Here is a 12,460-nt window from a genome sequence, read left to right as displayed (position 1 = left end):
ACACAACATCGTAGGCGAGTCGGAGCGACGTCGGACCCGCCCGGGTTTCGCCGACGACGAACCTCGCCGGCGAGACCCCGCGCCAGGGTACGACGACGGGTCCCCGCACGGGCGGGCCGCCCACAGCGCGCTCCGGCCCGACCGACCCCTCAGCCCGTCGTCGCCACCTCGGCCGCGAGCGCGGGGGCCAGGTCTCCCGAGGGCGCCACGTCGACGTCCGGCACGCCGAGCCACCCACCGAGCACGCGGAGCTCCGCGGCGAGCCGGGCCGCCGTCTCCTCCCCCGCCGCCTGCTCGCGGTGCGCCGACAGCACCCGCAGCACGCCCGCCCGCCGGTCGGCCTTGAGGTCGACCCGGGCCGTGAGCTGCTCTCCCTCGAGGAACGGCAGGACGTAGTAGCCGTGCACCCGCTTCGGTGCCGGCACGTAGATCTCGATCCGGTAGTGCACGTCGAACAGCCGCTCGAGCCGCGTGCGCTCGAACACGAGCGGGTCGAACGGGTTGAGCAGCGTCGTCGCCGTCGCGCGACGCGGGAGCGCGGCGTCCGCGTGCAGGTACGTCGGCTCGTCCCAGCCGCGCACCGTCACCGGCCGCAGCGTGCCCGCCTCGACGAGCTCGTCGAACGCCGTGCGCACGGCGGGGCCCCGAAGGCGGAAGTAGTCCTTGAAGCAGCGCAGCGTCCCGACCCCGTGCGCGCGCGCACCGATCTCGAGGAGAGCCCGGACGGCGTCGGCGTCCGCGACGGGCGGTGCCGCGACGACCTCCGGCGGTAGCACGCGCTCCGTGAGGTCGTAGCAGCGCTCGAACGCGCCGTTGCGGCGCGCGGACGTGATCTCGCCCGTGAAGAACAGGAACTCGAGCGCGCGCTTGGCGACCGTCCAGTTCCAGCCCCACTGCGAGCGGTCCCGCGGGTGCGCCCGACCCTCCGCCTCCAGGATCTCGTGCACCTCGCTCGCCGTGATGGGGCCGCGCTCGGTGACGAGGCGACGCACGTCCTCCACCGCCTCCGAGTGGCTCATCTCGACCGCGCTGATCGTCCCCCACGCCTCCGTCCGGTACCGGCGGCGACGCCACTCGAGCAGCGGCCACGTGCTCGGCGGCACGTACGACGCGACGTGGGCCCACGTCTCCACGAGCCGGCGCGGCGCCCGGCCCGCCGCACGGTCCAGCAGCGCCGTGTCGTACGGGCCGAGACGCGCGTACAGCGGCATGAGGTGCGCTCGCGCGAGCACGTTCACCGAGTCGATCTGGAGCAGCCCGAGGCGGTCGATCACCCCCTGGACCTGCCGCATGGTCGACGCGCGCCCACCCGTTCCGTCGTACGGGCGGGGACGGTGCAGCCCCTGCGCCGCGAGCGCGACGCGGCGCGCCTGGGAGAGGGACAACGACTCGGACCTCGACGGCGTGGCGACCACCCTCCGAATCCTGCCCGACCCCACCCACACGCCCGCCCCGCGCCGGTTCCGGACAGCGCGACGCGCCCGGACCCGAGGAGGGTCCGGGCGCGTCGGTGCGGGTCAGGCGGTCTTCTCGACCGCGGCGTCGGCGCAGTCGCAGGACGTGTCGAGCGCGACGACCCCGTAGGTCCAGCCGCGACGCCGGTAGGCGACGGACGGACGAGAGGTCTCGACGTCGACGAAGAGGAAGAAGTCGTGGCCGACCATCTCCATCTCGTACAGCGCGTCGTCCACGGTCATGGGTTCCGCGGAGTGCAGCTTCTGCCGGATGACGACGGGCGAGTCGCCGAGGGTGGTCTCGACGGCCTCCCCGGGCTCGCTGGGCGCGGTCGGCGCCGGCGGCGGGGGCGCGGCGTGCGTGGCCGGGTCGTAGGGACGCACGTCGACGGGCGGCACGACGGTGTGGTTGCGGTGGTCCTTGCGACGGTCGCGGGCACGGCGCAGGCGCTCGGCGAGCTTGTCCATCGCGAGGTCGAGGGCGCCGAACCGGTCGTCGGCCGCTGCTTCGGCGCGGACGACAGGTCCCTTGGCGCGGACGGTCAGCTCGACGCGTTCGCGAACTCCGGAGAGCCTCGGGTTGTTCTCGTGGGTGACCTCGACGTCCACGCGCTGCGCCGTGGGCGCGAGCTGCTGGACCTTGGCGAGCTTGTCCTCCACGTGCCGGCGGAAGCGGTCTGCCACTTCCGTGTGCCTGCCGACGACGACGATCTCCATGTGAGCCTCCGCGAGGATCTTGTGCGGCGCCCGGCTCGGTGCGTCCGAGCGCCTCGTTCGGATTCGGTAGGAGCACCCGGGTCCGGGTGCGGTGGGCTACCACCTCCTTGCGGCGCGAGGCCGCGCGCTCGGTACGCTCGCGCGGCGCCGGACGTGCCCTGCACCTCCGTCGTCCGCGGCGACTGGCCCTCAGACTAACCCGCGCTCCGGGGTGTCGGCAGCACCAACGGGAGGTGAACCGGAGGACCTTCGGCCCGTCCGTCGGACAGTGCGTCACGGCGCCTCCGGCACGGCCTCGCGACGCCGCGGCGCAGGCGTCGCTGCGAGGACGAACGCTCCCAGCACGCGCAGGCCGGCGCGTGCGAGGGCGGCCTCGCTCGCGGCGAGGGTCGCTCCGGTGGTGAGGACGTCGTCGACGAGGAGGCACGGGAGCCGGTCGCGCACGGCCTCCTGCACCCGACGGCGCGTCACCGGCCCGGTCGCGACCCCGACGGCGCCGAGACGCGCGCCGCGCGCCCGGGAGCCCAGCCCGACCTGGTCGCGAGCACGCCCTCGCTGGACGAGCAGGGGCACGACGCGTGCCGGTGTCCCCGCGGCCCGGAGGCCCGTCGCGACACCACGCGCGAGCACGACGACGGGGTCCCGGCCGCGGGCCCGCCGCGCCGCGGCGGACGTCGGCGCGGGAACGACCAGGACCGCCCGGGGCGACGGTCCGGGGTCCGCTCGCGCGAGCGGCCTCGCGACGGGACCCGTACCGAGGAGCCCGGCCAGCGCGGTGCCCGCGCGACGCGCGACGACAGCCAGCGGACCGTCGAGGTCGGCCCGGCCGCGGTCCTTCCACGCGACGACCACACCCCGTACCGGTCCCGCGTAGTGCGCCGGCGCCCACACCGGCAGGGGCGCGACGCCGTCGAGCCGGTCGAGACGTGGGGCCGCCTGCTCGCGGCGCCGCAGCGGGGCGTCCAGGGGCGCGAGGCAGCCGGCGCACCAACGGACGTCGGGGCGGTCGCACCCCGGGCAGGCGACCGGCAGCACGAGGCGCGCGACGTCGTCGAGGGCGGGGAGGAGCACCGGACCAGCCTGCCCGCGCAGGGCTTCGGCGTGCGGACGCGGACGCGAGACCTGTGGACGACGGCGTCACGCGGACCAGGCTCCGCACCCGGCGGCCGGTCCTGTGGTCCACCCCGCGCGAGCGACGGACCGCCCTCGGGACAGCGCGACGTCGCCCGCGTGGTCAGCCCGGGAAGGTGGGCAGCCGCACCTCGGTCGCGACCCTGGTCCAGAGCGTCGAGGTGCCTGCGGCGTAGAGGCTGCTGTCGCTCGTCCCGACGAGCGTCGTCGAGACGCCCGTCGCCGACGCGAGCGACACCGCGTCCTCGACCGGCGACGAGGGCACCGTGGGCCCGCCGACGGGGACGCGCTGCACCACGGGCTCGGCCGTCCCCGCCGTCCTGCCGAGGACGCCCAGGAGCGCGCGGTCCACCCACGTGACCTGGGTGGCCGCCAGCACGGGCTGCCCCACCCGGACCGGCTCGGAGAGCTGGGTGGGGCGACCGGACTCGTCGCGGACGATGCCCGCGACGTGGATCTGCGCCCCGCTCCCCGCGTCGCTCACGACGGCGACCCGCGCGCCGTCCGGGGCGACCCGCACCGACATGACCGTGCGCCCGTCGAGCCAGGCCGCCGCGACGGGGGTCACGGCCTCGTCCGAGCCCGCCTCCCCGAGGTCGACGACCTGCAGCGAACCCGCCTGGACCTGCGGACCGCTCCACAGGTACTGGTAGCGGTCGATCGACGGGGCGAGGAGGTTCGACCCGGTGAGGAGCGTCGTCGGCCCGGCCTCCGCGGTGGGCGCCGTGACGATGCGGCTCCCCCCGTCGCGGACGACGAACGCGGCGTCGGTGGAGCGACCCCGGAACGCGAGGGCCGTGGGCTGGAGCCCCGTGAGCGGTGCGGCCGACGCGACCGGCTCGGTGGTGCGGCCCTGGAGCCTCATGATCTGGTCACCGGCCAGGACGACGGGGTCGTCGGGGGTCGTGGCGACGCCGATCGTCGGGACCTCGTCGGCGGAGAGCACGGACCCGCCGACGTCGACCGTGATCTCGACGCGTCCCCCGAGGGAGGCCTGGAGCTGGGCCAGCAGCAGGGCACGGTCCGCGGACGAGGCCGCGGTGACGGGGTCCGTGAGCGGCACGGAGATGGTCCCCTCCGCCGCCGGGACCGAGTCGATGCTCAGCGCGGTGCCCTCGGGAGCGACGGTCGCCACGGAGCCGGCGAGCCACTCCGACGGCCCGCGCAGGGTCTCCCGGACCGCGAGCGCCTGCCAGTTGCGGCTGGGGAACCAGCGCGCGTCGGGCACGAGGTACTCCCGGTCGAGCGTCGGGAAGTAGAGGTTGACCTGCTTGTACGTCTGCGCGAAGTTCGTCTCGGTGATCGTCAGGCCGTCGTCGACCGTGCCGATGCGCCACTGGTCGCGGTCGTCGCGCACGAGGCCGTAGGAGATCTCGATGGTCTGCCCGGGGACCTCCTCGGTGTAGACCCCGTGCTCGTCCACGGTGCCGACGAGCTCCGCGGTCGTGCGGACCGTCGTCGTCCCGCCCTCGAGCGTCGACTCGTCCACGACGAGCTCCGGCTCCCCCGCCACGATCGCCACCTGGGCGAGCGGGGACCACTCCTCCTGGACCTCCGGCGTGAGGAACTCCGAGGCGACGTCGAACGAGCTCCGGGCGCCCTGGGCCTGGGCCGCGAGGAAGCCCTGGACGATCTGGGACGGCGACGCGTCGGGGCGCGGGGCGGCGGCGCTGACGAACGGCTGGCCGGGATCCTCCGGGGTCGCCTGCCCCTCGGTGACCGGTCCGGACGTGGGGATCGAGGCGCACGCGCCGAGCGCGGCGACGAGCGCCGTCGCGAGCCCGGCGGTGAGCGCACGCACGGCCCGACGGCGCAGCGTCCCTGTCGTGCTCATCGCGCCTCCTGCACGTCGTCGGAGGTCAGCCGCTCCGGCTGCTCTCCGGGGTGGGGCTCTGTCCCGCGGCCCGGGTACGGGCCGGGGTCGCGCAGGAGGACGACGGGGATGCCGCCCGTGACGGACGGCAGGTCGGCGGGACCCGCCGTTCCCTCGACGTCCTCGACGACCGGCGTCGTGGCGCTCCACTCGGCGGGGAGCCCTCGGCCGACCGCCGCCTCCGACACGAGCGGCAGCGGCGACGACTGGAGCCGGATGCCCGCGCGCCGCGGGAGCGTGAGCCGGAAGCTCGCGCCGCGCGCCGGGCGGCCCCAGGCCTCGAGCCAGCCGCCGTGCAGGTGGGCGTCCTCGAGCGAGATCGCGAGGCCGAGGCCCGTGCCGCCGGTCGTGCGGGCGCGGGCGGGGTCCGCGCGCCAGAAGCGGTCGAACACGTGCTGGACCTCGTCCGCGGTCATCCCGACCCCGTGGTCGCGCACCGCGACCGCGACGGCGTGCCCGTCGCCCTCGACGGTGATCTCGACGGGCCGCTCCTCGGCGTGCTCGATCGCGTTCACGACGAGGTTGCGCACGATGCGCTCGACGCGCCGCGGGTCGACGTCCGCCGTCACGGGCTCGTCCCCGAGGTGGACCGACAGCCACACGCCCTTGCGCTCGGCGAGCGGGGCGGCGTGGTCGACCGCGGCGTTGACGACGTCGCGCAGGTCGCGGCGCTCCGCGTCGAGGACCGCGGCCCCCGCGTCGAACCGGCTGATCTCGAGCAGGTCCGCGAGCAGGTCCTCGAACCGGTCGAGCTGGGTCTGCAGCAGCTCGGTCGAGCGCTTCGAGACGGGGTCGAAGTCCTCGCGCGAGGAGTGCAGCACCTCGGACGCCATCCGGATCGTCGTGAGCGGTGTGCGCAGCTCGTGCGAGACGTCGGAGACGAACCGGCGCTGGAGCATCGACAGCTCCTCCATGCGCCCGATCTGGTCCTGGAGGCTTCGCGCCATCTCGTTGAACGAGTGCGCGAGCGAGGCCATCTCGTCGTGCCCCTTGACGGGGAGCCGTTCGTCGAGCCGGCCGTCGGCGAGCCGCTCCGCGACCGTCGCCGCCTGCCGCACGGGCAGCACGGCCTGGCGCGTGACGAGCGCGGTGATGCCGACGAGCAGCGCGAGCAGGACGAGCGCGCCGACGAGCAGGACGGACTGCAGGAAGCGCAGCGTCTCCTGGTCGGCCTCCAGGTCGTACAGGTAGTAGAGCTCGTACGTCCCGGCGACGGGCACCTCGACCGTCGAGCCGACGACGATGCCCGGCACGACCGGCGAGTCCGGGTCCGCCGGGTCGACCGGGATGGCGACGGACTGCAGGTACTGCTCGCCGTCGGCGGTGACCGTGGCCGCGCGCATCTCGGGCGTGACGAGGTCGACGAGCTGCGGGTTCGTCGACAGGTCGAGGAAACCGACGGTGCTCGACCCCCCCGCCTGCCACAGGAAGACGTCGCGCGACGACCCCGTGCTCTGGAGCATCGAGAAGAGGTCGAACAGCAGCGACTGCGCCTCCGTCGCGTTCGCGGCGGGCGAGGCGTCGAGCGTGCTGCGCGCCTGCTGCGTCGACTGCGCGCTCTCCAGGTCCACCTCGGCCGCGCGCCGCTCGTAGAGCCCGTCGCGCATCGCGTCGGTCAGGTAGGCGCCGAGCGCGCCGACCGTGAGGACGCCCACGACGAGCGCGGACGTCACGACGCGCAGCTGCATCGACGAGCGCCAGCGCCACACGACGCGGCGGACCGTGGCACGCGCGCGTCGGCGGACCCGGCGCCAGAGCCCCCGCCAGCGCCCGTCGGTGGAGCCGGCCGTCGCGCTCACGTGCGGGTCGCGCCCGCCTTGTACCCGACGCCGCGGACGGTCAGCACGATCTCCGGGTTCTCGGGGTCGTGCTCGATCTTCGAGCGCAGACGCTGGACGTGGACGTTGACGAGGCGCGTGTCCGCGGCGTGCCGGTAGCCCCACACCTTCTCGAGGAGGACCTCGCGCGTGAAGACCTGCCAGGGCTTGCGCGCGAGCGCGACGAGGAGGTCGAACTCGAGCGGCGTGAGCGCGACCTGCTCGCCCCCGCGGGACACGCGGTGACCCGTCACGTCGATCTCGACGTCGCCGATCGACAGGTGCTCCGGGGCCGGCTCCTCCGTGCGGCGCAGGCGCGCCCGGATGCGCGCGACGAGCTCCTTGGGCTTGAACGGCTTGGAGATGTAGTCGTCGGCGCCGGACTCCAGGCCGAGCACGACGTCGACCGTGTCGCTCTTCGCGGTGAGCATGATGACGGGCACGCCGGACTCGGCGCGGATGAGGCGGCACACCTCGGTGCCGTCCTTGCCCGGGAGCATGAGGTCGAGGAGCACCAGGTCCGGCTGGGTGCTGCGGAACGTCTCGAGCGCGAGGTCACCGTCCGCGCAGAACACGGGTTCGAAGCCCTCGGAGCGCAGGACGATCCCGATCATCTCGGCCAGGGCGGTGTCGTCGTCCACCACGAGCACACGAACCTTCATGCGGACATCTTGCCATCGACGCGCCTCACCTCGGCGCGGCCCGACGCCGCGGCGCGGGTGAACCCGCCGCGCCTCGCGCCGAGGTGGCGGGCCGGTCCCGCATGCGCACGAGGCGAGGTCGGCAGGCGCGTGGCCCCGGCCGTGCCACGCGGGACCACGCCTCTCCTCGGCACGACGCGCAGGGGCGCGTACTAGGGTGGCCTCGCCGCCGTTGCCGATCCTCGCCCGGCGGCCTGGAACGACGCCCGAGCCGACCGCGGGGGACCACGAGCACATGAGCACACCCGACACCTCCGGCACGCCGGACGGTGCCACGCCGGACCCGACGGCGGCACCCGGTCCGACGACGCCCGCGGGCCCGAGCGGTGACGCCGGAGGCTGGGGGGGCCCCCGCGTACGGCGCACCCGGCTACGGCGCGCCGGGCAGCACAGCCCCGCAGCCGCCGCCCCCGCCCCGGTACGGCCAGTACGCCCCCGGGTACGCACCCGGTCAGGTCCCGACGGCGGACCAGCCGCCCGCGCCCGACGCGCCCGGCGGGTGGGGGCAGCCGTCGTACGGGCAGCCGCAGTACGGTCAGTCCGCGCCGCAGGCTCCGGGCGGATACGGCCAGCAGGGCTACGGACAGGGGCAGCACGGGCAGGGTCAGTACGGCCAGGGTCAGTACGGCCAGGGTCAGTACGGACAGCCGCAGTACGGCGCCCCCGGCTACGGCCCGCCCGCCGGCTTCGCGGGCGCGCCCTACGTGCCGCCCGCCGCGAAGCCGGGCATCGTCCCGCTCCGCCCCCTGTCGCTCGGCGAGATCTTCGACGGTGCGTTCGGCGCGATCCGGCACAACCCCCGGGTCATGCTCGGCATGAGCGCGCTCGTCGTCGTGATCGCGACGATCATCGGGGCGCTCCTCGGTTGGGCGTTCTCCGGCTACTTCGCCGACTTCTTCCTCTCCCTGCCCAGCGAGTCCGGGCTCGGCGGGATGGAGAACGACTTCGCGATGCTCTACTCGAGCACGCTCGGGACCGGGCTCACGACGAGCCTCGCCACCCCGATCGTCAGCGGTCTGCTGACGGTGTCCATCGGGCAGTCCGTCATCGGGCGCAAGGCCACGATCGGAGAGGTCTGGTCGCAGGTCGGGCGCCGCGCCTGGTTCCTCATCGGCTTCTCGCTCCTGCTGGGCCTCGCGTGGGCGGTCGCCGTCGCGCTGGTCGTGCTCCTGGTCGCTCTCGGCTTCGCCGCCACGACCGGGCTCGGCGTGGTCCTGCTCGTCGTCGCCCTCCCGGGCCTCCTCGTGCTCGCCGTCTGGGTCGGCACCCGGACCGGGCTCGTCCCCCCGGCGCTCGCGCTCGAGGGCCAGCCGTTCTGGGCGACCGTCCGGCGGTCGTGGCGACTGACGCGCGGCAGCTTCTGGCGCCTCTTCGGCATCTACCTGCTGGCCTACGTCGCGATGTACGTCGTCGTGCAGATCGTCGTCTCGCCGTTCAGCATCGTGAGCACGTTCCTCCTCGCCGCGGGTCAGGCCTTCCTCGCGAACGCCCTGCTGGCACTCGGTGTCGCGGTCTCGACCATCGTCATGACGCTGTTCCTCGGGAGCGTCGTGGCGCTCCTCTACATCGACGTGCGCATGCGTCGCGAGGGCCTGGACGTCGAGCTCGCCACCGCGGCGAACGCGCAGCCGCCGGCATGACGCTGCGGTCGCTCGCGGCCGACGTGCCCGTGCAGCCGGACGCCGACGAGGCGCGCCGGTGGCTCGTCGAGGAGCTCGCGAAGCCCGAGTACCGCACGGAGCCGTCGCTCCTCCAGCGGTTCCTCGACTGGCTGCTCGGGCTCTTCGACGGCGCGCCCACGATCGACCTGGGCGGCCCGCTCACCGCGGTGCTCGTCGTCGTGGTCGTGCTCCTCGTGGCCGGCATCGCCTACTGGGTGGCGGGCCCGGTGCGCCTGTCGCGCCGGGCGACGTCGTCCGCCGTCGTGCACGACGACGACGCGCGGACCGCCGCCGAGATGCGCGCGGCGGCCGACGCCGCGGCGTCCCGGGCCGACTGGGCGACCGCCACGCTCGAGCGCTTCCGTGCCGTCGTCCGCTCGCTCGAGGAGCGGGCCGTCCTCGACGCGCGTCCCGGACGCACCGCGTGGGAGGCCGCCGAGGCCGCGGGCGAGCGCGTACCCGACGTCGCCGACGGCCTCGCCCGCGGCGCGCACCTCTTCGACGACGTCGCGTACGGCAAGGCCGCCGTCGGGCCCGAGGCGGACGCGTTCCTGCGGGCGCTCGACGAGCGCACCCTGGCGACACGCCCCGCGCTGCGGGCAGAGCTCGCGAGCTCCGCCCCGGCCTCGGGGGGGTGGCGACGCGTGAGCACCACGGCGTCCCCGCCCCACCCCACCGCGCCCCCGTCCGGTGACGGTCCTCGAACCGTCACGACGGCGCACGTGCCCGTCGTGGGCGACGGCACCACGGCGGGCTCGCGCGCCCGCAGCCGGTGGCGTCGCGCGCGCTGGCCGGTGGCCGTGGTCGTCGCCCTCCTCGCGCTCGCCGGCCTGTCGGCGATCGCACGGCCGACGACGTCGTCCACGCCCCTCGCGCCGGACAACCCCGGGCCCGCCGGCGCCAGGGCCGTCGCGGAGGTCCTGCGCGACCAGGGCGTCGAGGTCACCTACGTGACCACGGTCGCGGACGCGGTCGCGGCGTCCGCTGACGGCGGCACGCTGCTCGTCGCGCAGGGCGACTTCCTGCTCGACGAGCAGGTGGAGGCGCTCGTGCGCACGCCCACCGACCTCGTCCTCGTGGCCCCTCCCGACTTCCTGCTCTCGCCCGCGACGGACGGCGGCGCGGAGCTCGCCTACGACTGGGGCTCGGGGACGTCCGCGCGCTCCCCGCGCTGCGACGACCCGGCCGCGGAGGCCGCCGGCGCCCTGCGCTCGGACGGCGTCGGCTTCCTCGCGCTCGACCGGACGACCGTCCTGTGCTTCCCCTCCCCGGACGACCCGGCCATCGGCGCCTACCTCGTGCACGAGACCGACGAGCGGGCCGTGCGCGCCGTGGACACGACGGCCGTGCTGCGCAACGACTCGGTCACCGAGGACGGGAACGCGGCGCTCGCCCTGTGGATGCTCGGCGAGAACGACCGCCTCGTGTGGCTCGTGCCCGACCCGTTCGACACGTCCCTCGGCGGCGGCGAGGACGAGCAGACCCCCGCCCTGTCGCTGCCGCCCTGGTTCGGCGTCGTCGCGCTCCAGGTCCTCGTCGTCGTGCTCGTCGTCGCGCTGTGGCGGGGCCGGCGGCTCGGGCCGCTCGTCACCGAGGACCTCCCGGTCGTCGTGCGCGCCGCCGAGACGACGCGCGGCCGCGGCCGCCTCTACCGGCGCGCCGGTGCCCGCGGGCACGCCGCCGCCGGGCTCCGCGCGAGCGCCGCGGACCGGCTCGCGGGCCGGCTCGGCCTCCCGCGCTCCGCCGACGCACCTGCCCTCGTCGACGCCGTCGCCCGCGCGACGGGCCGACCGGGCGACCAGGTCGCCCAGCTCCTGTACGGACCACCACCCGCCGACGACGCGGCGCTGCTCGAGCTCGCGCGTCACCTTGACCGGATCGAGAGCGAGGTCTACCACTCGTGACGCACCACCCCGACGGCTCCGTGCCGCAGCCCGACCGCTACGCGCCGCCACCGCACCAGGGGCAGCCGTACACCCAGGACCCGAGCGTCGCCGACCGCGTGAGCGCGGCCGCCGGCGCCCCCGGGCACGAGCAGGGACCGCCCGCCCCCGGTGCCCCGGCGCCGGGCCACGCCGCCGCGCCCCCGGCCGGCCACGGCCAGCCGGGCGTGCCCGCGCCGGCGCCCGTGCACGACGCGCCGCCCGCGCCGTCTCCCGAGCTGCGCCAGGCCCTGGCCGCCGTCCGCACCGAGGTCGGCAAGGCCGTCGTCGGGCAGGACGGGGCCGTGACGAGCCTGCTCATCGCGCTGCTGTGCAAGGGCCACGTGCTGCTGGAGGGCGTGCCCGGCGTCGCCAAGACTCTCCTCGTGCGCACGCTCGCCGCGTCGCTCGACCTCGGCACCAAGCGCGTGCAGTTCACGCCCGACCTCATGCCCGGCGACGTCACCGGCTCGCTGGTGTACGACGCGCGGACCGCCGAGTTCTCGTTCCGCGAAGGCCCGGTCTTCACGAACCTCCTGCTCGCCGACGAGATCAACCGCACGCCCCCCAAGACCCAGGCGTCGCTCCTGGAGGCCATGGAGGAGCGGCAGGTCTCGGTCGACGGGACGCCGCGCCCGCTGCCCGACCCGTTCCTCGTCATCGCGACGCAGAACCCCGTCGAGTACGAGGGCACCTACCCGCTGCCCGAGGCCCAGCTCGACCGTTTCCTGCTCAAGGTCGTGCTGCCCCTGCCCGAGCGCGAGCAGGAGGTCGAGGTGCTCGCGCGCCACGCCGCCGGGTTCAACCCGCGCGACCTCGCGGGCGCGGGCGTGCGCCCCGTGGCCGGACGCGACGTGCTCGACCGGGCGCGCGCCGAGGTCGCGCGCGTCCAGGTCGCGCGCGAGGTCCTCGGCTATGCCGTCGACGTGTGCCGCGCGACGCGCCACTCCCCCTCGCTGTCGCTCGGCGTCTCCCCGCGCGGCGCCACCGCGCTCCTCGCGACCGCGCGTGCGTGGGCGTGGCTGTCCGGCCGCTCCTACGTGACGCCCGACGACGTCAAGGCCCTCGCGCACCCGACGCTGCGCCACCGCGTGCAGCTCCGGCCCGAGGCCGAGCTCGAGGGCGTGACCGCCGAGAGCGTGCTCGACACCGTGCTCGCGTCCGTCCCCGTCCCCCGCTGAGGC

The 12,460-nt window shown here is 75.5% G+C and carries 9 protein-coding genes; 3 read left to right on the top strand and 6 right to left on the bottom strand.

All coding sequences use genetic code 11. The features are described from left to right. Positions 1-149: 149 nt before the first annotated feature. The 6 genes from FB00_RS06920 to mtrA form a co-directional block, all read right to left on the bottom strand. Positions 150-1,415, bottom strand: coding sequence for a winged helix-turn-helix domain-containing protein (locus FB00_RS06920; RefSeq protein WP_047232137.1), 1,266 nt, complete (start codon positions 1,413-1,415; stop codon positions 150-152). A 102-nt stretch (positions 1,416-1,517) separates the two neighbouring features. Beyond that, positions 1,518-2,171, bottom strand: a complete 654-nt coding sequence (gene hpf / locus FB00_RS06915) for a ribosome hibernation-promoting factor, HPF/YfiA family (protein ID WP_047232136.1) — start codon at positions 2,169-2,171, stop codon at positions 1,518-1,520. A gap of 273 nt (positions 2,172-2,444) precedes the next feature. Further along, a complete protein-coding gene (locus tag FB00_RS06910) occupies positions 2,445-3,242 on the bottom strand; it encodes a ComF family protein (RefSeq protein WP_047232135.1) in 798 nt (265 codons plus the stop codon). Positions 3,243-3,405: 163 nt separating this feature from the next. Beyond that, positions 3,406-5,136, bottom strand: coding sequence for an LpqB family beta-propeller domain-containing protein (locus tag FB00_RS06905; RefSeq protein WP_047232134.1), 1,731 nt, complete (start codon positions 5,134-5,136; stop codon positions 3,406-3,408). Further along, positions 5,133-6,974, bottom strand: coding sequence for an MtrAB system histidine kinase MtrB (mtrB, locus tag FB00_RS06900; RefSeq protein WP_331386738.1), 1,842 nt, complete (start codon positions 6,972-6,974; stop codon positions 5,133-5,135). Before mtrB ends, FB00_RS06905 begins: the two co-directional genes overlap by 4 nt. Further along, positions 6,971-7,654, bottom strand: a complete 684-nt coding sequence (gene mtrA, locus FB00_RS06895; protein WP_047232133.1) for an MtrAB system response regulator MtrA — start codon at positions 7,652-7,654, stop codon at positions 6,971-6,973. The genes mtrB and mtrA overlap by 4 nt, the downstream gene beginning before the upstream one ends. Positions 7,655-8,019: 365 nt before the next feature. Between mtrA and FB00_RS06890 the strand changes: the two genes are divergently transcribed. The 3 genes from FB00_RS06890 to FB00_RS06875 all read left to right on the top strand — a co-directional run bounded on the left by FB00_RS06890 (position 8,020) and on the right by FB00_RS06875 (position 12,457). Then, positions 8,020-9,333 carry a DUF7544 domain-containing protein gene (locus FB00_RS06890; protein WP_052877512.1) on the top strand — a complete coding sequence of 438 codons (1,314 nt, stop codon included), beginning with the start codon at positions 8,020-8,022 and terminating at the stop codon, positions 9,331-9,333. Further along, positions 9,330-11,258 carry a DUF4350 domain-containing protein gene (locus FB00_RS06880; protein WP_231581753.1) on the top strand — a complete coding sequence of 643 codons (1,929 nt, stop codon included), beginning with the start codon at positions 9,330-9,332 and terminating at the stop codon, positions 11,256-11,258. Before FB00_RS06890 ends, FB00_RS06880 begins: the two co-directional genes overlap by 4 nt. A 224-nt stretch (positions 11,259-11,482) precedes the next feature. Continuing rightward, complete coding sequence (locus FB00_RS06875) at positions 11,483-12,457, top strand: AAA family ATPase (protein ID WP_087472472.1); 975 nt, start codon at positions 11,483-11,485, stop codon at positions 12,455-12,457. Positions 12,458-12,460: the final 3 nt, after the last annotated feature.

Source organism: Cellulosimicrobium funkei (assembly GCF_001019615.1).
Lineage (GTDB): Bacteria > Actinomycetota > Actinomycetes > Actinomycetales > Cellulomonadaceae > Cellulosimicrobium > Cellulosimicrobium cellulans_E.
Note: the sequence above shows the minus strand (reverse complement) of the source record. Positions and strands in the feature narration are given on the sequence as shown.

What these genes read in the sequence shown, in the direction of transcription:
- FB00_RS06880 (WP_231581753.1), top strand. Translation starts at nt 9,330, where the DNA reads ATGACGCTGCGGTCGCTCGCGGCCGACGTGCCCGTGCAGCCGGACGCC.
- mtrA (WP_047232133.1), bottom strand. Translation starts at nt 7,654, where the DNA reads ATGAAGGTTCGTGTGCTCGTGGTGGACGACGACACCGCCCTGGCCGAG.
- FB00_RS06905 (WP_047232134.1), bottom strand. Translation starts at nt 5,136, where the DNA reads ATGAGCACGACAGGGACGCTGCGCCGTCGGGCCGTGCGTGCGCTCACC.
- hpf (WP_047232136.1), bottom strand. Translation starts at nt 2,171, where the DNA reads ATGGAGATCGTCGTCGTCGGCAGGCACACGGAAGTGGCAGACCGCTTC.